Annotated in this window: 23 protein-coding genes and 1 tRNA gene; 9 read left to right on the top strand and 15 right to left on the bottom strand. The window is 67.3% G+C overall.

The genetic code is table 11. The annotated features are described in order from the left end of the window. Positions 1-13: 13 nt before the first annotated feature. Both ACXJJV_RS01340 and ACXJJV_RS01335 read right to left on the bottom strand, forming a co-directional pair. On the bottom strand, positions 14-709 hold the full coding sequence (locus ACXJJV_RS01340) for a CbiQ family ECF transporter T component (protein WP_456466367.1): 696 nt from the start codon (positions 707-709) through the stop codon (positions 14-16). A gap of 3 nt (positions 710-712) precedes the next feature. Continuing rightward, positions 713-1,291: an energy-coupling factor ABC transporter permease gene (locus ACXJJV_RS01335; RefSeq protein ID WP_456466366.1), complete on the bottom strand. Its 579-nt coding sequence runs from the start codon at positions 1,289-1,291 to the stop codon at positions 713-715. A gap of 107 nt (positions 1,292-1,398) precedes the next feature. On the opposite strand from ACXJJV_RS01335, the gene ACXJJV_RS01330 reads away from it, so the two are divergent. Together ACXJJV_RS01330 and ACXJJV_RS01325 are read left to right on the top strand one after the other, a co-directional pair. Beyond that, entirely contained in the window at positions 1,399-2,307 is a 909-nt protein-coding gene (locus tag ACXJJV_RS01330) for an NADH-quinone oxidoreductase subunit B family protein (RefSeq protein ID WP_456466365.1), read from the top strand. Between the two features lies 1 nt (position 2,308). Beyond that, positions 2,309-3,616, top strand: a complete 1,308-nt coding sequence (locus tag ACXJJV_RS01325) for a Ni/Fe hydrogenase subunit alpha (RefSeq protein ID WP_456466364.1) — start codon at positions 2,309-2,311, stop codon at positions 3,614-3,616. Between the two features lie 177 nt (positions 3,617-3,793). Here ACXJJV_RS01325 and ACXJJV_RS01320 read toward each other — a convergent pair whose 3' ends face one another. Both ACXJJV_RS01320 and ACXJJV_RS01315 read right to left on the bottom strand, forming a co-directional pair. Beyond that, positions 3,794-4,063 carry a hypothetical protein gene (locus ACXJJV_RS01320; RefSeq protein ID WP_456466363.1) on the bottom strand — a complete coding sequence of 90 codons (270 nt, stop codon included), beginning with the start codon at positions 4,061-4,063 and terminating at the stop codon, positions 3,794-3,796. 41 nt (positions 4,064-4,104) lie between these two features. Beyond that, positions 4,105-4,180, bottom strand: a tRNA-Gln gene (locus tag ACXJJV_RS01315). Positions 4,181-4,312: 132 nt separating this feature from the next. Here ACXJJV_RS01315 and ACXJJV_RS01310 point away from each other — a divergent pair. After that, positions 4,313-4,441, top strand: coding sequence for a hypothetical protein (locus ACXJJV_RS01310; RefSeq protein ID WP_456466362.1), 129 nt, complete (start codon positions 4,313-4,315; stop codon positions 4,439-4,441). On the opposite strand, the gene ACXJJV_RS01305 is transcribed toward ACXJJV_RS01310, so the two are convergent. From ACXJJV_RS01305 to ACXJJV_RS01295, 3 genes are all read right to left on the bottom strand, one after another. Continuing rightward, a complete protein-coding gene (locus tag ACXJJV_RS01305; RefSeq protein ID WP_456466361.1) occupies positions 4,401-5,015 on the bottom strand; it encodes a hypothetical protein in 615 nt (204 codons plus the stop codon). The two genes, ACXJJV_RS01310 and ACXJJV_RS01305, sit on opposite strands and share 41 nt — an antisense overlap. Beyond that, positions 5,012-5,446, bottom strand: a complete 435-nt coding sequence (locus ACXJJV_RS01300) for a metal-dependent transcriptional regulator (protein WP_456466360.1) — start codon at positions 5,444-5,446, stop codon at positions 5,012-5,014. The genes ACXJJV_RS01305 and ACXJJV_RS01300 overlap by 4 nt, the downstream gene beginning before the upstream one ends. 71 nt (positions 5,447-5,517) lie before the next feature. Continuing rightward, a complete protein-coding gene (locus ACXJJV_RS01295) occupies positions 5,518-6,219 on the bottom strand; it encodes a DUF5616 domain-containing protein (RefSeq protein ID WP_456466359.1) in 702 nt (233 codons plus the stop codon). Between the two features lie 85 nt (positions 6,220-6,304). Between ACXJJV_RS01295 and hisF the strand changes: the two genes are divergently transcribed. Continuing rightward, on the top strand, positions 6,305-7,123 hold the full coding sequence (gene hisF / locus ACXJJV_RS01290; protein WP_456466358.1) for an imidazole glycerol phosphate synthase subunit HisF: 819 nt from the start codon (positions 6,305-6,307) through the stop codon (positions 7,121-7,123). Then, on the top strand, positions 7,117-7,755 hold the full coding sequence (locus ACXJJV_RS01285; protein ID WP_456466357.1) for a hypothetical protein: 639 nt from the start codon (positions 7,117-7,119) through the stop codon (positions 7,753-7,755). Before hisF ends, ACXJJV_RS01285 begins: the two co-directional genes overlap by 7 nt. Here ACXJJV_RS01285 and ACXJJV_RS01280 read toward each other — a convergent pair. From ACXJJV_RS01280 to ACXJJV_RS01245, 8 genes are all read right to left on the bottom strand, one after another. Next, positions 7,727-8,695, bottom strand: coding sequence for a M48 family metalloprotease (locus ACXJJV_RS01280; RefSeq protein ID WP_456466356.1), 969 nt, complete (start codon positions 8,693-8,695; stop codon positions 7,727-7,729). The two genes, ACXJJV_RS01285 and ACXJJV_RS01280, sit on opposite strands and share 29 nt — an antisense overlap. A gap of 12 nt (positions 8,696-8,707) precedes the next feature. Further along, positions 8,708-9,847 (bottom strand): RsmD family RNA methyltransferase, encoded by a 1,140-nt coding sequence (locus ACXJJV_RS01275; RefSeq protein ID WP_456466355.1) that lies wholly within the window; start codon positions 9,845-9,847, stop codon positions 8,708-8,710. After that, entirely contained in the window at positions 9,844-10,554 is a 711-nt protein-coding gene (locus ACXJJV_RS01270; protein ID WP_456466354.1) for a PHP domain-containing protein, read from the bottom strand. Before ACXJJV_RS01270 ends, ACXJJV_RS01275 begins: the two co-directional genes overlap by 4 nt. Before the next feature lie 14 nt (positions 10,555-10,568). Beyond that, positions 10,569-11,642 carry a rod shape-determining protein gene (locus ACXJJV_RS01265; protein WP_456466425.1) on the bottom strand — a complete coding sequence of 358 codons (1,074 nt, stop codon included), beginning with the start codon at positions 11,640-11,642 and terminating at the stop codon, positions 10,569-10,571. A 102-nt stretch (positions 11,643-11,744) separates the two neighbouring features. Beyond that, positions 11,745-12,362: a hypothetical protein gene (locus ACXJJV_RS01260; RefSeq protein ID WP_456466353.1), complete on the bottom strand. Its 618-nt coding sequence runs from the start codon at positions 12,360-12,362 to the stop codon at positions 11,745-11,747. Beyond that, a complete protein-coding gene (locus ACXJJV_RS01255) occupies positions 12,359-12,622 on the bottom strand; it encodes an OapC/ArvC family zinc-ribbon domain-containing protein (protein WP_456466352.1) in 264 nt (87 codons plus the stop codon). The genes ACXJJV_RS01260 and ACXJJV_RS01255 overlap by 4 nt, the downstream gene beginning before the upstream one ends. Before the next feature lie 7 nt (positions 12,623-12,629). Next, the gene (locus ACXJJV_RS01250) at positions 12,630-13,001 is read right to left on the bottom strand and encodes an OapB/ArvB family protein (RefSeq protein WP_456466351.1); all 372 of its coding nucleotides are present in this window, start codon (positions 12,999-13,001) and stop codon (positions 12,630-12,632) included. Continuing rightward, the gene (locus ACXJJV_RS01245; RefSeq protein WP_456466350.1) at positions 12,998-13,624 is read right to left on the bottom strand and encodes an Era-like GTP-binding protein; all 627 of its coding nucleotides are present in this window, start codon (positions 13,622-13,624) and stop codon (positions 12,998-13,000) included. The genes ACXJJV_RS01250 and ACXJJV_RS01245 overlap by 4 nt, the downstream gene beginning before the upstream one ends. Before the next feature lie 26 nt (positions 13,625-13,650). Between ACXJJV_RS01245 and ACXJJV_RS01240 the strand changes: the two genes are divergently transcribed. The 4 genes from ACXJJV_RS01240 to ACXJJV_RS01225 are packed head-to-tail and all read left to right on the top strand — an operon-like array spanning position 13,651 to position 16,664. Then, complete coding sequence (locus tag ACXJJV_RS01240; RefSeq protein WP_456466349.1) at positions 13,651-14,196, top strand: TRM11 family SAM-dependent methyltransferase; 546 nt, start codon at positions 13,651-13,653, stop codon at positions 14,194-14,196. Positions 14,197-14,201: 5 nt separating this feature from the next. Then, on the top strand, positions 14,202-14,894 hold the full coding sequence (locus ACXJJV_RS01235) for a phosphatidylserine decarboxylase (RefSeq protein WP_456466348.1): 693 nt from the start codon (positions 14,202-14,204) through the stop codon (positions 14,892-14,894). Then, complete coding sequence (gene pssA, locus ACXJJV_RS01230; protein ID WP_456466347.1) at positions 14,851-15,585, top strand: CDP-diacylglycerol--serine O-phosphatidyltransferase; 735 nt, start codon at positions 14,851-14,853, stop codon at positions 15,583-15,585. The genes ACXJJV_RS01235 and pssA overlap by 44 nt, the downstream gene beginning before the upstream one ends. 17 nt (positions 15,586-15,602) lie before the next feature. Next, complete coding sequence (locus ACXJJV_RS01225; protein ID WP_456466346.1) at positions 15,603-16,664, top strand: DUF515 domain-containing protein; 1,062 nt, start codon at positions 15,603-15,605, stop codon at positions 16,662-16,664. Positions 16,665-16,704: the final 40 nt, after the last annotated feature.

Genomic DNA, 16,704 nt, shown 5'->3' with positions numbered 1-16,704 from the left:
GTAACCGATCCCGTCACACCCCCCTTAGGAGCGCGAGCGCGATCGAGAGCAGCGTGAGCAGCGTCCACGCCGCGTCCTCCCGGGACGGGCGCGGGCGACGGAGCGGGCGCACCCTCCCGCGGGCCCCCCGCACCTCCAGGCTCGCCATCAGCCTCCGCGCGGACTCGTGACTCCGGGCGAGCAGGGTAGCCACGAGCACCCCGATCAGGCGGGGTCCGGGCCGGGCCCCCCGCATCCGGGCCGCCCTCAGAAGACCGTTCAGGTCGTCGATCATCCCGTACAGGGACCGGTGAAACAGCAGCGCCATCTCCGCCAGGCGTCCGGGCATCAGGCTCGCGATCGAGGACCACAGGGAGTTGAACGGGGTGGTGAAGGCGACGAGCAGCGTCGCCAGCAGCGCGGTGAACCCGCGGGCCGCGTAGAGGGCGACCTCGCGCGCGGGTACGCCGGTGGGAAGCATTAGCGCGAGGATCGCCCCGAGGAAACCGAGCGGGACGACCGAGAGGCGCGCCATGGAGCCCCAGGGTACCCGGGCAGCGAGCGCGCCGATCAGGTACGGTAGGGACAGCAGCAGCGCTCCCCACGGGTCCCGCACCAGCAGCAGGGCCAGGAGGGTGGCGGACAGGCAGCCCAGCTTGGTCGCCGGGTCCACCCGATGGAGCGCGGTGTTCGCGGTGAGCGACCACTCCAGGATCTCCCCCGCACGCAACGCTCAGCGCACCCACTCCGGCGTCATCCTCTCCAGCGCGGCCACGGCCGAGGCCGTGATCGGGGCCTCGATCGCCGCCGTTAGGATCCAGCTTGGCGTGAGGGTGATCAGGAAGTAGTAAGGGGACCGGCCGACGGCCCGCGCGACGATGAGCGCGGCGACGAGGGCCGTGGTGGACAGGACCGTGAAGGTGGCGATCCCGGCGGCGAGTCTGGCCCCGATCGCGCCCCGAAGAGCCCGGTACAGGGCCCACGCGCCCGCGCACTCGGACCAGTTCAGCAGCGTGTTTAGCCCCACCAGGGTGATTCCACCGTGTCCGAGCAGCCCGCACGCCAGGTTGACCAGGAAGACGATCGGGGCCGAGGCCAGCGGTCCCATCAGGATACCGATCAACCCTGTGAGGTTAATATGAGCGTGCAGGACGGGCACCTGCATCAGCGCGAAGGAGAGGCCGGCGAGGAGCCCGGCCGGGACGAGCCGCTCGCGCGGCATCTTATAGATCCCCAGGGCGACGACGGAGCCCGCGAGGGCGTAGCAGAGGGCGCACCAGCGCAGCGGGATCATGCCGTCCGGCAGGTGCACGTGGGCTATCGCCCGTCCCCCCGGTTCGATGATGGGCATCATCAGGAATTTTAATGCCGTCCGCGTATTAAATTCAGCGCGTCGGACCGCCCGGGGACGCGTTCTCCATGGGCAAGGCCACCGTCGCGACCGCGCAGCTGTCTTCCTGCGTGGGCTGTCACGTGTCGCTGCTGGACCTGCACGAGCGGCTGCTTGACCTCCTGGAGGACGCCATCGATCTCCAGTACTGTTACGTGGTGCTGGATCAGAAGGAGATCCCCGAGGAGGTCGACGTCGCCCTCATCGAGGGGAGCATCCGGAACGAGGAGGACCTGGAGGTGGCGGAGGAGCTCCGGGAGGCCGCCGAGGTCGTCGTGGCCGTGGGCACGTGCGCGTGCTTCGGGGGCGTGCACGGGCTGGCCAACCTGTACGACCGGGAGGAGCTGCTCAAGTGGGTGTACGAGGAGTCTTACAGCACCGACGACGAGGGCGATGTTCCCAGCGAGGTCGTCCCGGAGCTCTTCGAGTACGTGAGGCCGCTCGGCGAGGTCATCGACGTCGACTACATGGTCCCGGGGTGCCCGCCCAAGCCGGACGCCATCGCGGAGATCGTGGCGGCGCTGCTGGAGGACCGGGAGCCGGAGCTCCCGAGGACCAACCTCTGCGAGGAGTGCCCCCGGGAGAAGGAGGACAAACCCATCGAGGAGATCAAGTTCCGGACCGGTCAGGGGAGGCCGGACCCGGACAAGTGCCTCCTGGAGCAGGGGTACCCGTGCCTGGGCCCGGCGACCCGGGCCGGGTGCGGGGCGGCGTGCCCGTCCCGAGGACTGCCGTGCCGCGGCTGCAACGGTCCCACGGAGGAGGCCGCGGACCAGGGCGCCGCGTTCCTGGACGCGCTCGCCTCCGTGTCGTTCGAGGCGGACGTGGACGTGGAGGAGCTCCTGGAGGGCCTCGTGGACCTGCCCGGACGACTCTACATGTTCTCCCTGGCGTCCTCCATCCTGAAGGGACACCGGGACGTGATCGGGGGTAAGTAGGGTGTCCGAGATCAAGATTCACCCTCTGACGAGGGTGGAGGGACACGGAGAGGTGATCATCGAGGTGGAGGGCGGCGAGGTCAAGGACGTCAAGTTCGCCGTCCTGGCCGTCCGCGGCTTCGAGAAGTTCGTCCAGGGCCGGCCGGCGGAGGAGGTCCCGTACATCGTGTCCCGCATCTGCGGGATCTGCCAGACCGCGCACCACCTGGCCGCGTGCAAGGCCGTGGACGGGTGCTTCGACGTCGAGCCGCCCGAGGGCGGTCACAAGATCCGCTGGCTGATGCACCTGGGCAACATGATCCACAGCCACGCCCTGCACTTCTACTTCCTGGCCGCCCCGGACTACGTGATCGGCCCGGACGCCGACCCGCTGCAGCGGAACGTGGTCCAGATCGCGAAGGAGAACCCGGAGCTCGGTAAGATCGCGATCGAGCTCCGCAGGTTCGGTCAGGACATCGTCGAGGCGACGGGAGGCAAGGCGATCCACCCGGTCGCCGGCATTCCGGGCGGGGTCTCCGCGCCCGTGGACGAGGAGGACCGGGACGAGCTCCTCAACCGGGCGGAGGAGATGGTGGAGAGGGCCTACGAGGGTGCCCAGGCCGGGATCGAGGCCATCCGGGAGACGCTGGAGGAGTACCGGGAGAAGCACGACCTCGACCTGCTGGAGACGCTGGGTAACATCGAGACGTACCACATGGGCCTCGTGGCGGACGGGAACCGGCACGAGTTCTACGACGGTGAGGTCCGCGTCGTGGACCCGGAGGGCAACGAGTTCACGCGGTTCCAGCCGGACGAGTACCTGGACGTGATCGCCGAGCGGTCCATCGAGTACTCGTACGTCAAGCACCCGTACCTGAAGGAGGTCGGGTACCCGGACGGGATCTACCGCGTCGGGCCGGGCGCCCGGCTGAACGTGTGCGAGGAGATGAAGACGGACCGGGCCCAGGAGCTCTACGAGGAGTACGTGGACGAGTTCGGGGGGTGCGTGAATTACTCGCTCACGATCAACTGGGCCCGGGTGATCGAGCTCGTGGCGGCGTGCGAGGAGGCCAAGATGCTGCTCGAGGACGACGTGATCACGGAGGAGGACGAGTGCAAGGAGGACTACGAGCCGCAGGAGGGGGACGGGGTCGGCATCGTGGAGGCCCCGCGCGGCACGCTGATCCACCACTACAAGACGGACGAGGAGGGCCGCGTCACCGAGGCCAACCTGATCGTGGCCACCACGCACAACGTACCCGCGATCGAGATGGCCCTGCGCGACGCCGCGAAGAAGCTCGAGGACGAGCTCGTCAAACTCGCCGAATAGGCCCGAGGGGGGTCGAGCCGATGGCCGAGAAGAAGGACGTGCTAAACTACCTCGAGATGATCATCCGGAGCTACGACATCTGACTGTCGTGCGCGGCCCACACGCTGGAGCAGGTCAAGATCCGGGTCAAGAAGCGCCAGGACTAACGCCCCCGGCCGATGAGGGCCCGGGGGAACCCTAACGGGACCCCGGGCCGGATGGCCCGGGCCGGCCCCACCACCACGCCACCCCGTACGCGACCAACGCGAGCGCGGTCTCCCACGGGACCCTGTAGAACCCAATCCGGAGCATGACCGCGTCCACGAGGACCGAACCCATCATTCCGGGCGCTACGGTCATCGCCAGGATCCACCCCGGCATCCCGTACCGGAGCGAGAACCACGCGAGGGACGCGAACCCTACGACGGCCAGGGCGTTCAGCGCGCAGATGAGGGAGAGAACGCTCAACGTCGCGTCCCCATTGTTATGAAGTTCGTAACGATTCGCGGTGGTAGGGCCGCCCGGATTTGAACCGGGGTCGCGGGGTCCAAAGCCCCGCAGGATAGACCGCTACCCCACGGCCCTGCCTCCCGTCCCCCAACGACCGGTCACGGGTATTTAATGCTTTCGGACCCGTTGCGACCCGATTATCCAAAACTTTTAACTAGACCTAGACCGCCTCAGGTATGTTAAACGAAGGGGGTGGGGGTGAGGCTGATGATCGAGAAGAAGGGTAAGCGCGAGGGGGAGATCCCACGGGACTATCGCGTGTCCAGCCGGGACCCGTTCGACCATTACTTCATCGTTAAGGAGGGTGAGAAGGGGTCCAAGCGGTCGAAACGGTAGCCCCGGCCGCGTCGAACGCCGCGGCGGTGACGTAGTTCAGCAGCGTGAATCTCCCCACGCGGACGTCGAACCCTTCGACGTCGGAGCACCGGTCGATCTTGCCCGCCCTGACGCACTCCGGCAGCAGCCTTGAAATCACCGACACGACCCGCCCCGCCCACAGTCCCTCGTCCACGCCCTCCGGAGGCTCCCCGACGTAGGCGGCACCGGCCCGAGGCTCGTCGGTCATGATATCAAGTTTGAGGCCTTCCATGCGGTCCACCTCGCACCCCTGATACATGAACTTCCTCGGCTCGAACTCGTGCTTGACCCCCTCGATCACGTCGAACGCGCTGAACACCACCTTCGGAACCTCCTCGGTACCCACCCGGTGCATCCGGATCAGCTCGCGCTCGTAGAACTCTCGCGCCTCCTCCACGGTCCGGATGTCCACCCCGTAGTAGTCCCGTACGACCGGGAGCGGTCGCACGTCCACCTCCCGGGTCCCGTGGTCCTCCGCCAGCTCGATCTTGATCCGCACGAGGGAGCGGAGCTTTTTCAGCCCCTGCTTGAGCGTTTTCCTCCTCACCTTCATGAGCGCCGCACCTCCTCGATGATGCGTCGCACGTCCTCGCTGTCCTTGGACCTCTCCTTCAGCAGCTTGAAGAGCCTGACCAGGCGGCGGAAGGACCGCTCGTCCAGGCAGTGTTCCATGGCGCAGGCGTCACGCTCCGCGGTCTCGGGGTCGACGCCTAGGAACCGTAGGAACTCGGAGATGATCACGTGTCGGCTCCACACGTTGCGTCCGATCCGCCTTCCCTTCTCGCGGAGTCGGATCGAGCCGTCGGAGTACTCGACGAGGCCTAGGGATTCCATCCTCCGGACCATCTCCAGGGCGGTGGGCTTGGACACCCCGAGGAACTCGCTGAGCTCCGAGATCCTCACCTCCCCTCCCCGGGAGCGGGAGAGTACGTAGATGGCCTCTAGGTAGTCCTCCATCCGCGGGGACAGGCACTTCCCCTTCATTCGGGGGTCCCCGATCAGGTGTGGCCGCTTCTTCTCATCGGCGCCACGCCTCGATCCCGGTCCCGTGATCATCATCCCTCCGGGACGGGGGCCCGGACGAACCCGGTCTCCGGCAGGCGAGGCGGGTGCCAGACGTCCTCCCCGCGCAGCGCGGCCACCTCTCGGACCGCGTCGTGGTACGTGGACGTCCGATCGATGATGCCGGAGTCGGAGGTGACGGGGACGCCGGGGAGCTTTACCAGTTTCTCGTCCACTCCCTTGACCGCCGCTGCCTTCACGGGCGCGTTCAGCTCCTCCCGCAGGTACCGCTCGACGGTGGCCGCGAGCTCGCCGCTGCCGCTGACCGGGGCGTCGAACAGGATCCGGACCGAGGCGGGCCGTACGTGCCGGAGGTACTCGGACAGTCGCTCCAGCGCCGCGTCCACCTCGTCCTCCTCCAGCCGGGGTGACATTCGGAGGTCCCGGACGACGCCGTCGTCGCAGAGGACCGCCTCGCCGCGGTCCAGGGCCGCCAGCCCGACGAGCACGTTGTAACCGTCGACGAGGAGGTCGTGGCCCCGGAGGAGCTCGGTGGGGGCCCGCTTGCCCGCGCGAGCGAGGGACTCCAGTCGGGGCCAGACGATCCGGTAGAGGGCCTGCACCTCCCGCCGACTGAGCCCCCAGGTCCGCTGGGCGGCCTTTAGGGCGCGGCGTTTCGGGATGCCGGCGTCGACCATCCGGCGCACGACCAAAAGGTATTTTTCGATGGATTCCAGGAGCAGCCTGAATTCCACCCCGATCACCCCCAGGTCGATGACGAGGCTACCCCACGCCGAGTTCCCCGATGAGGAGGAACCGGGGTGTGTGGGCGGAGACGCGTTGACGGTGGCCCGCCGGATTATCCCGTGCCTGGACGTCAAGGACGGTCGGGTGGTGAAGGGGGTCAGGTTCCGCGGGCTGCGGGACGCGGGCGATCCGGCGGAGTTGGCGGAGTACTACTACCGGGAGGGCGCGGACGAGATCGTGTTCCTGGACATCTCCGCCTCGCCCGAGGGTCGCCGGCTGATGGTGGACGTGGTTCGGCGGACGGCGGAGTCCGTGTTCATCCCGATGACCGTGGGGGGTGGGATCTCCGAGCTCGAGCACTTCCGCGAGGCGCTGGCGGCGGGCGCGGATAAGGTCTCCGTGAACACGGCCGCGGTCGAGAATCCGGAGCTCGTTTCCGAGGCCGCGGACGTGTTCGGGAGTCAGTGCGTAGTCGTGGCGATCGACGCGAAGCGGGAGCCGTTGACGGATGAGAACGAGCACCTGGCGGATCACGTGTTCCGGGATGGGGATCGCGAGTACTGGTTCCGGGTGTACGTGCGCGGGGGTCGGGAGCCGACGGATCTGGACGCGATCAGCTGGGCCAAGCGGGTGGAGGAGCTGGGTGCGGGGGAGATCCTGCTCACGAGCATCGACGCGGACGGGACCAAGGAGGGGTACGACCTGGAGCTGACGAGGGCCGTGTGCCGGGCGGTGAACGTGCCCGTCATCGCCTCGGGGGGCTGCGGTCACCCGAGGCACATGCTGGAGGTGTTCGAGGAGGCCGGGGCGGACGCGGCGCTGGCCGCCTCGATCTTCCACTACGGGGAGTATTCGATCCGTGAGGTGAAGGAGTTCCTGGCGCGGCGGGGCGTGCGCGTACGCCCGTGCTGAAGGTGGTGCTGCTGTACCCGGAGCGCGAGCGGTGCAAGGTGCTGACGGCGTTCCGGGAGCTGCCGGAGGGGCTGAAGCCCGAGGCTCGGGTCACGCTGGTCAGCTGCCGGAGGCGGTTGGAGGGGCCGAGGACGATCGTCTCCGGCGGTACGGTGGTGATCACGCTGCCGGCCGAGGGCGACCTGACCTCCGTAAAGCTGTCGTTGGCCCACGAGCTGGCGCACGCGCTCCAGGCCGAGCGGGGCGTGCTGCCGGGCCGCGTGCCGCCCCTCCGCGCCCTGTCGCTGCCGCTCGAGTGCGGGGCGGAGGAGCTGGTGCTGAAGTTCATCCCGGGCTCGGTCGGTCGTAGGGTGGAGATGGGACTGCGGCTGGTTCGGAGGATGGTGCCCCGGGACTTCCTGACGGACCTGGAGCGGTCGCTGGTGCTGGAGCCCGTGCGCATGGCCGTGGAGCGGCTGGGTGAGCGGGTGTCGGTGCCCCGGGTGGAGCCCGTGAGTCGCCGGGCGCGTAAGGTGCGGGAGGAGCTGGTGCGGGCGGCGCGTGAGGTGGACCCGTGGGACCCGCTGTCCGTGCGCCGGTACGTGGAGGACGCGCGGGCGATCGTCAGCGCGGCCCTTCGGCGAGGCGCTTGAGCCGCTCGATGCGCTTCTCCGTGGGCGGGTGTGTGCTGAACAGTCGCGCCAGCATCCCGCCGCGGAACGGGTTGCGGATCCAGAGGTGGGCGGTGGCCGCCTCCGCCGTCGTCTCCGCCCGGATCGGGGCGCCCCTCACGGCCTCCTCGATCTTGGCCAGGGCCCGCGCGAGCCCGAGCGGGTCCCCGGTCAGGCGCGCGCTCCCCTCGTCCGCGAGGTACTCGCGCGTACGGCTGATGGCGGCCACGATCACGGTGACGACGATGGAGGTGACGAAGCCGAGCAGGATCAGCGTCAGCCAGTCCTCGTCGGAGTCCAGGACCGCGTTGATGAACGGGTCCAGCGCGTAGGAGAGCGTCGTGCCGATCGCGGCCGCGATCGTCATGATCAGCGTGTCCCGGTTCCGCACGTGCGAGACCTCGTGCCCGAGCACGCCTCGGATCTCGCGGTCATCCAGCAGCCTCAACAGCCCCTCCGTGACCCCAATCACCGGGCGGGATCGGCGGCCCACGGCGAAGGCGTTGGGCAGGGCGCCCAGGCCGGTCTCCTCGGGCACGACCACGAGCCTGGGTCGTTCGATCCCGGCCCGGGCCGCCAGCTCGTCGACGAGCTTCCGAACCCGGAGTAGCCGGTCGGACAGTTCCGGTCTCAGCGCTCGGAACTCCTCCTCGCTCACCGCCCCCATGCTCAGCAGCACGAGCTTGTCGCTTATCAGGTACGAGATGGCCGCCCAGGTCAGCCCCACCGCGGCCCCGACGAGCACGCTCTTGGTCAGGAAAGCGGTGACTCCCGCCAGGACGGAGAAGAGCAGTCCCATCAGGCCGAGGGTCCGGAGCACGATGAAGTGGCTTCGATCGCCCAGCCTGCCGATCGCCAGGAGGGCCAGTGAGGCGCCCGCGAGCGGGGTCAGGGCCTTTAGCGCCGTGGGCCACGCGCTCATCACGGGTCCCTCCTAGAACCCCCTCTCGTGGACGATCCGTCCCGGGAACGTCCCTGCCCTCGTCACGTAGACCACGTCGTACCTCTCATAGCTTTTCCGTAGCCGGGTCACGTCCCTTCTCCCCAGCCGCACCCCGATGGACCGCACGATCGGGGGTCCCTCGCCCTCCTCCCCCACCTTGACCACGCGGATCACGTGGTCGGGCGGGTCCTCCGGGGGCGCCCCGGTGGTGGCCAGCAGGGACTCCCGGCCCGGGGTGAGGGTCGGGTACGCGTCCAGCTCCTCCGCGAGCAGCGTCGATAAACGGGCCTTGCGCACGGCCGGGTCCTGCTCGATGATGTAGGCGACGCGGTCCGGTTTCGGGGATCTCCGGGGAGTCTCCGGGTCTCCCTCAAGGACCGCGCGCGTCTCGGATACGATCGCGGCGGTTCCGTCGGTCAGGTTCGTCCAGCATACCGCGCGCACCTCTCGGGCCCGGCTGAACACCGCGGTGCCGGGTCGGGCCGGGGTTGCCGGGGGCACCTCGATCAGGTGCGGCAGGCCGTCGAGGAGTTCGCGGAGCTCGGTGGCCGGGGGACTCGTCTCCTCGGGCCGTCGGGCGCCGCGCCGGCCCGGGTCCGCGTGGGCGACGTCCGCGTCGGGCGGTGTCCGGGTCGCGTCGCCCTCAACGACCTGGACGTCCTTGGGCGCGTGAAGGCGGGCGTTCGTGCGCAGGGCGCGGGCTCGGGGCCCCTCAAGCTCGACGGAGGTGACGTGGTAGTGCCGGGAGAGGGCGAGGGTGTCGCCGCCGATGCCGGCGCAGAGGTCGAGGCACTCCCGGCCGCCCGCTCGATCCGACAGGAATCGGGCCTTGGCGCGCGCCACGTGCTCGCCGGTGAGCTCCTCGGCGGCCCGCACGTCGGGGCACGCTAGCGGGGCCCACTCCTCCACCTTGGCGGCCACCTTGGTGTGGATGGTCAGCAGCGCGGTGACGAGCGGGTCGGTGCCGACGTTGGGGTCTCGCCGGAGGAGCTCGCCCGGGTTCCGGCAGCCGGTGTAGGGGAGGGCGACGGCGGCCTCGCGCGGCGGGAGGCGTCGGGGGAGCTCGCTCGGGTCCTCCGACCGCTCCAGCTCGAGCTTGATCCGTTCCCAGTTCAGGTCGAGGGTCCTCACAGGATGCCCAGCTCCCTCGGGTCCGTCTCGTGGGGCTCGACGCCGAGCTTTCTGGCGATCCGGATCAGCGGCTTGAACCGTCCCACCTCCTCGGGTGCGTGGGCGTCGGAACCGAAGGTGATGGGGGCGCCCACCCGGACGGCGATCTGGTACAGGGTGAAGTCCCGCGGGAGGTGGCGGGCGTTCAGCTCCAGGCCGACGTTGTGGTCGGCCGCGGCGTGGGCGAGTTCCTCGGCCTCCCGGGCGGTGATGCGGTGGCCGAGTTCCTCCAGTATCCAGACCGGGTGGGCGATGATGTGCACCTCACCGCGCTCGATGCAGCGGAGGGTGGATTGGACGATGACCCGGCGTACCTCCTCCGTTCCGATCGGGTTGGGGGTGAGGAGGTGCGGGTGGTGCACGGCGCCTAGGACGAGGTCGGCCTGCTCGAGCATCGCCGGGGTGGCGTCGATCTCGCCGGTGGGGGAGACGATGTTGGACTCGATCCCAACGTAGACCTTCACCGAGAGCTGTCGTTCCGCCTCCTTCGCCTCGGAGCGGAGGCGTCGGAAGGAGCGGTCGGTGAGCCCCTCCGGTGAGGCGGGCCCGTGGTCAGTGAGCGCCACCGCCTCGAGGCCTCTTTCCTCGGCGGCGGCCGCGTTCTCGAACGGGGTGCCGTGGCCGTCGGAGTAGACGGTGTGCGTGTGCAGGTCGTACCGGAGCCTCAACGCCGGGGGTCCCGTTACTTCAACGCTCTCAGCCGGACCTCCGGTTCCAGCGTTCTCGGCTCGGCCGCGACGATCGCCGCGCCCTTGGCGACCACCGTCATCGGATCGTCCGCCAGCTCGGCCGGGATGTCCGTCTCCTCCTCGATGCGCGCCTGCATGCCCGGCATCAGGGACGTGCCGCCCACCATGACCGTGTTGTCGTACACGCCCGGGACCAGCTCCGCGGGCAGCCGATCCAGGATCCTTCGGATGGCGCGGATGATCTCCTGCACGACGGGCTCGGCGGCCTTGGCCACCAACTCCGAGTCGATCGTGATCTCCTTGGGCTTGTTCGTCTCGACGTCCTTGCCCACGACCTCGATCTCCTTGTCCTCGAAGTCCTCGGTCTCGGAGAACACGCGACCCACCTCGATCTTGGCCCGCTCGGCCTCGTGGATGCCAATCCGGACCCCGTATTCCTCCTCGACGAGCTCGACGATGTTCTGGTCGATGTCGTCGCCGCCCACGCGCATGGTCTCCTGGTCCGTGATGCCGCCCAGCGAGATGACCGCGATGTCGGTGGAACCGGCGCCGATGTCGATCACCATCGTGCCCGTGGGCTCGGCAATGGGTAGGCCGGCGCCGATGGCCGCCGCGAGGGCCTCCTGGATGATGATCACGTTGTCCTCCTCGATCCCGACCTCGACGGTCGCCTCCTTGATCGCGCGTCGCTCCACCTCGGAGGCGTCACCCGGGACGCCCACGGCGACCCGCTCGATCTCCTCCGGGTTGTTGTTTGAACCGACCTCGATCGCGTACTGGACGATGAACTTGGCGTACTCCATGGACTCGATGACTCCGTGCCGGAGGGGCCGGACGGCCACGATGTCCTCCGGGGTGCGGCCGAGCATTTTGCGGGCTTCCTCGCCGATGGCCAGCACCTTATTCGTACCCTTCTTGACGGCCACCACGGAGGGGAACTGTTTGACCTGGAACTCCTCCTCCGAGGGGCGCGCCACCACCGTGTTCATGGTACCCAGATCGATGCCGAGGGCCGCGTAATCTCCGTAGATCTCGACCTCTTCCTCCCTCTCCAGCTCCTCGGAGATGGACTCCTCCTCGCGCTCCTCGGTCTCCTCGCCGCGCTCCTCCTCTTCCTCCTCACTCTCCTCGCGCTTCTTCCTCCTCCAGAACGGCAAGGTCGAGCTCCCCTACCCCTCCTCGGTGCCCGGAATCTCGTGGACGTAAACGCCACGATCGTTCGCGATCTTTCGAAACTCCTCGGGATCCTCCACCTGCAGGACCATGATGCTGAACGTCTCCTCCTCAACCCCCAGAAACACGCTTATAATGTTCCTAATGGGGCGCGGCATCACGTCAAAGAAGATCATCGAGGTCTCGATGAATGCGGGCCCTCTCCTCCTCTTGTTAACCTTAATCTTCATCCGGCTCCTGGCCCGCGACATCACGCTCTTGAGGACGGAGTCCGGCCCGGCGACGACGTAATTTCCATCACCTTCCTCGAAAACCAAGGACAGCAGCTCGGACTTGGTCGCCACGCGGCTGATTAACGAGGTGATCTCGGAGGTGGACCGTATTAGGGTGACGCCGTACCTCCACACGGTGACCCCGTACTTAGTCTTAACCTCACGATTATCCACAATTTCAAATTTCGAGAATCTCATCGTCTCGTAGAGGGCCTCTTCGATATCCTCAGGGTCCCCTAATATGGCACAGTACGAGTTCATTTCCTCGTCCATTTTCTCATATGATACGGCGGCGGACCTCAGCAGTTTAACTCTGGTTTCTGGGTCCTCCGTAGCCTTCAACCCCTCCGTCCCCGCCCGTCCGCGGGTGGTAGCAGGATGAAGTATCTACCAGATTTGTACACGGTGACAACATCGTCTATGTTATCAATGTTGATCTTGTACACCCCATCCCGCTCCACCACTATGGCGGCAGGGTCATGATTATCGTCCTCAGGAATGCGCTGGAACAACCTACACCCGCAGTTCGGGCACCCTCTTTTAATCAATTCATCGCTCAGCTTGTCAAACGTTCTACCGCATTTAAAGCACCGGTGTGGCATGCCTCCGTCACCCTAGTTTTAGCGTGATGAAGTCCTCTCCCTTCTCCAGATCTTTGAGCACGTTCGCCGGCGAGATGACGGTCATTCCCTCCTCGGAGCGCTTCCCCAGGAGCCTTTTCATCAGCCCTCTACCGGATCGTCGGGCCGCCCGCTTCGGTGGGACCACGTAGATATCGATCCCCGTAAACTCCTCCAGGTCCACCTCCTCCATCGTACGCTGGATGATCTCGGTGAGTAGATCCGGGTTGAGTTGGCCCTCGAAGACGATCACCGCACCGTCCTTCGCCCGGCGTATCACGTACTCGATGAGTTCCGACCTGGACATGCCTTTTAGCGCCGATCGGGCCATGACCTCGACCTTGATCTCTCCCTCCGTCAACCCGTGAACTCCCTGATCATCGCCTTGTAGAGGTCTTCCATGTTCTCTCCGGTCTTGGCGGAAACCTTAACGACGGGGTAGTCCGAGAAGGCGTCCTCCACGGCGCCCGGATCGGCCTCTTTTAAGTCTATTTTGTTCGCCACCACGATGAACGGCACCTCATTCGCCTCCAGGTTTCCAATCAGCGTCACGTTCACCTGGGTGAGCGGCTCCCGGGTGGAGTCGATTACCACGAGCGCGCCGTCGATGGTCTTGAGCAGTCGGATGGCCTCCACCACGCCCTTGGTGGCCTCCTTGGCCCGCTGCTTGGCCTCCTTCACGTCCAACCCGTACTTGAGGAACTTCCGGTAGTCCACCTTCGTGGTGACGCCCGGCGTGTCCACGATCTCGAAGTCGACTCGGGACGATCCCAGCTCGATGCGCACCCGGCGCCGGACGGAGCGGCGCGTCTCGTGCGGGATCTCGGAGACCTCACCGAACCGCTCCGCGCCCCAGTCCTCCGCGATCCGGTTGGCCAGGGTCGTCTTGCCGACGTTGGGGGCCCCGTAGATTCCTATTTTAACCTCCCTCCTCGCGGACCTCAGGTAGTCCAGGAGTCGTCTGATGAGGCTCCTGGGCCTCACGTAACCACCCCGTGGGGGTCGGAGACGTGGGCGTGGTCAGGTTCGTGAGCCGGGCGATCAGGAGGCCGCTGCGAGTGGGGGCTCCGGCGCCCACGCTGCGTGGGACTGCCAGGTTCATGGTGGAGGTCACGGGCGTGGGTAGGGGGGACCTGGTGGTGGACGCAGGCACGGGAACGGGCGTGGTGGCGTTGGAGGCGGCCCGGCTCGGGTGCGAGGTGGTCGCCGTGGATCTGGACGAGGAGATGCTGGAGGTGGCTCGGGAGCGGGCCCGGGAGGAGGGGCTGGATGATCGGATCGAGTTCGTGCGGGCGGACGTTAGGGAGCTGCCGGACCTGGTGGATCGGGCCGACGCGGTGATCTCCACGGTGCCCATCAAAACGCTTCCCGACCCGGGGCGGGTCTTTGAGGCCTACGCCGAGTCGGTGCGGCCCGGCGGTCGGGTGGTCCAGCTCACCCACTGGCCGGGGCGCTTTCTGCGGGCGGTCGAGGGCGTGCCGCTCCGGGTGGAGCGGAGGTACCTGCGGTGGGTTCACCTGGTGCCGGGGTTCATCTTCGTCTGTCGTCGGGAGTGACGGGCATGCTGGCGCCCGGCTGGCACCGGTTCGTGCTGCCGCCCGCGGCGCTCGGCGCAATCACCGCCCCCGTGTGCAAGCCCGCCTCCGCGCTGTTCCTGGCAGCGGCCGGCTTCCTGGCCTTCTTCTTCCGGAACCCAGATCGGGAGCCGCCGAGCGACCCCAGGTTGATGGTCTCCGCCGCCGACGGTCGTCTCATGGGTAGGATCATGCACGTGGGTCCCGGGGACGAGGAGGTGGAGTCCTACCTGAACGAGCCGGTGATGGTCTCCGTGTTCATGTCCCCACTGGACGTGCACGTGAACCGGGCGCCGTTCGACGGCGTCGTGCGGGAGGTAAGCCGGGTCCGAGGGCGCACCGTGCCCGCGTTCAAGTCCTCCTCGGCGACGGAGAATCACCGGGCGATCCTGCTGTTCGAGGGTAGGGTGCCGTTCCTCGTGCGACTGGTGGTGGGGACGGTCGCGCGTCGGATCGACCTGTACGTGGAGGAGGGCGACCGGGTGCGGCGCGGTCAGCCGATAGGGATGATAAGACTGGGGTCCAGGGTGGACGTGGCCGTTCCCCGGGACCACGTGGACCGGATCCTGGTCTCGGTGGGCGACCGGGTCAAGGCGGGTGAGACGCCGATAATCAGGGTAAAAGAGGGGAGGAGGAGTGGAAGAGCGGGTCGAGAAGTGGAAGATCACCAGCCTGCTTAACGCCCCGTCGGTGGTGTCCACGCTCAACGTGGTGTTCGGCTCCATCTCCGTGCTCGCGTCCCTGTCCGGGTGGCCTGGAATATCCTCTCGAATGATCCTTCTCTCCTTCATCGCCGACTCGATCGACGGGTTCGTGGCGCGGAGGAAGCGCAAGACGTCCGAGTTCGGTAAGCAGCTGGACTCGCTCGCGGACGTGATCTCGTTCGCCGTGGCCCCGGCCTCGTTGCTCCTGGTCGGGAAAATGGCGCCCGCGCTAGTGGCCTATCCGCTGGCCGTGGCCATGGTGTGCTGCGGGGCCCTCCGCCTGGCCCGCTTCAACGCGATGTGCGCCGAGGGTTACTCCCCCGACGAGTACTACCTGGGACTGCCGGTACCCTGGGTGGGCACCGCCACCTCGTGCCTGTACTTCCTGACCGCGAACCTACCCTCGCGGGTCTGGCTGGTGGTCAACCCCGCGGTGCTGGCGAGCGCGTCGGCGCTCATGGTGTCCACCGTTAGGTTCCCGAGCTTCAAGCGCCCTCACCCGGCGGTGATCACCATCGGTGGCACCTCGATGCTCGCCCTCCTGTTCAGCCCGCTGTTCTGCCCGGACTGGTTAAGGGGGAAGCTGGAGGTAGCCTCCTCCGGAACGATCCTGGGCATCCTCTCGTATTACGCGCTGTCGGGGGTGATCTGGTGCGTGCGGCGGTAGTAGCGTCGACGGCGGCCTTGGAAATCCCGGAGGAGCGTCGTCACGCCATCGTGGGCGCGCTGGTGCTGGGCCTGGTCATCCTGGGGTCCGCCGTCGGCGCCTGGTACTTCCTGTACTACCGACCGTACATGGAGCAGCTGCAGAAGCTCCGGCAGCAAAAGCTCGCGGAGCTGAACAGGTACTTCACGGGGCCGCTGGCCACGTCCCCGGTGCGGGCGAAGCTGCAGCAGCAGATCCTGTCCGCGGAGACGATAGAGCAGCTGCAGGCCATCGACGTGGTGGGAGCGGCCACGGTGGAGTGGCAGAAGTACCAGATCTCGCAGATCAAGAGGAACCAGAAGAACGGTCGGGTCGAGCTGGTCACGCCACAAGGACCGCAGCTGATGTCGGTCAAGGACGCGATCGCGAAGGTGAAGTCCATGTCCGCGGACGATCTGATGAAGCTGGTGGTCAAGAGGCCGGAGACCGTGCTGATCGCCGTCTGGGCGGACCCCAACAAGACCGGGGCCATCCGGGTCGGGGACAGGGTCACGCTGTCGACCGTGGACTGGGTGATCAAGGCGGCGCTGCACAAGCGGGGTGAGACCAAGGTTCCCAGGGAGCTACTGAAGGGACCGAACCAAATCAGCGGTGGAATCGTGCGGTACATACTGCTGGTTCGAGGCGGTTTGGCGGGATTTAACACGAAGATCAACCTGGAGTCGGCCGCCAAGGCGGCGGAGCTGTACCGGTCCGGCAGCGTCGACATCGCGGCCCGTAAGATGGTCGTGCCGGCCGCGGCGCTCGGCCTGGTCGGGAGGGGAGGGGCCGGTGGGGCCGCCGGCGGAGAGACCCTACAGCGGGCTCAGGAACCCCTTGTCGGCATCATCGATCTGTCGGATTTCGTCAAGGCGATGGCTCTGGCGAAGGCGAAAAGGGGAGGATACGTCAGGCAGCTCATGTCGCTGGAGCAGCGGGAGGGGATCCGCGCGTGGGACAAGCTGATCGTGGTCGTGGAGATCCCCAAGGACGCCGTGACGCCGAAGATCCTCATAGCGGCCGCGGTCCGGGGAGGCTTCTGGATCATGCCGGAGCGGTGAAACCCCTTAAAAAATGAGGCACCAAAACGCTGGACTGGGT

It is taken from the genome of Methanopyrus sp. (assembly GCF_053997775.1).
This window is presented reverse-complemented; position numbering and strand designations above follow the sequence as displayed.

Excerpts from the sequence above, each read along its gene's own strand:
- ACXJJV_RS01280 (WP_456466356.1), bottom strand. The coding sequence starts at position 8,695 with ATGAGCGCGTGGCCCACGGCGCTAAAGGCCCTGACCCCGCTCGCGGGC.
- ACXJJV_RS01310 (WP_456466362.1), top strand. The coding sequence starts at position 4,313 with ATGATCGAGAAGAAGGGTAAGCGCGAGGGGGAGATCCCACGGGACTAT.
- ACXJJV_RS01235 (WP_456466348.1), top strand. The coding sequence starts at position 14,202 with ATGCTGGCGCCCGGCTGGCACCGGTTCGTGCTGCCGCCCGCGGCGCTC.
- ACXJJV_RS01255 (WP_456466352.1), bottom strand. The coding sequence starts at position 12,622 with ATGCCACACCGGTGCTTTAAATGCGGTAGAACGTTTGACAAGCTGAGC.
- ACXJJV_RS01305 (WP_456466361.1), bottom strand. The coding sequence starts at position 5,015 with ATGAAGGTGAGGAGGAAAACGCTCAAGCAGGGGCTGAAAAAGCTCCGC.
- ACXJJV_RS01300 (WP_456466360.1), bottom strand. The coding sequence starts at position 5,446 with ATGAAGGGGAAGTGCCTGTCCCCGCGGATGGAGGACTACCTAGAGGCC.
- ACXJJV_RS01330 (WP_456466365.1), top strand. The coding sequence starts at position 1,399 with ATGGGCAAGGCCACCGTCGCGACCGCGCAGCTGTCTTCCTGCGTGGGC.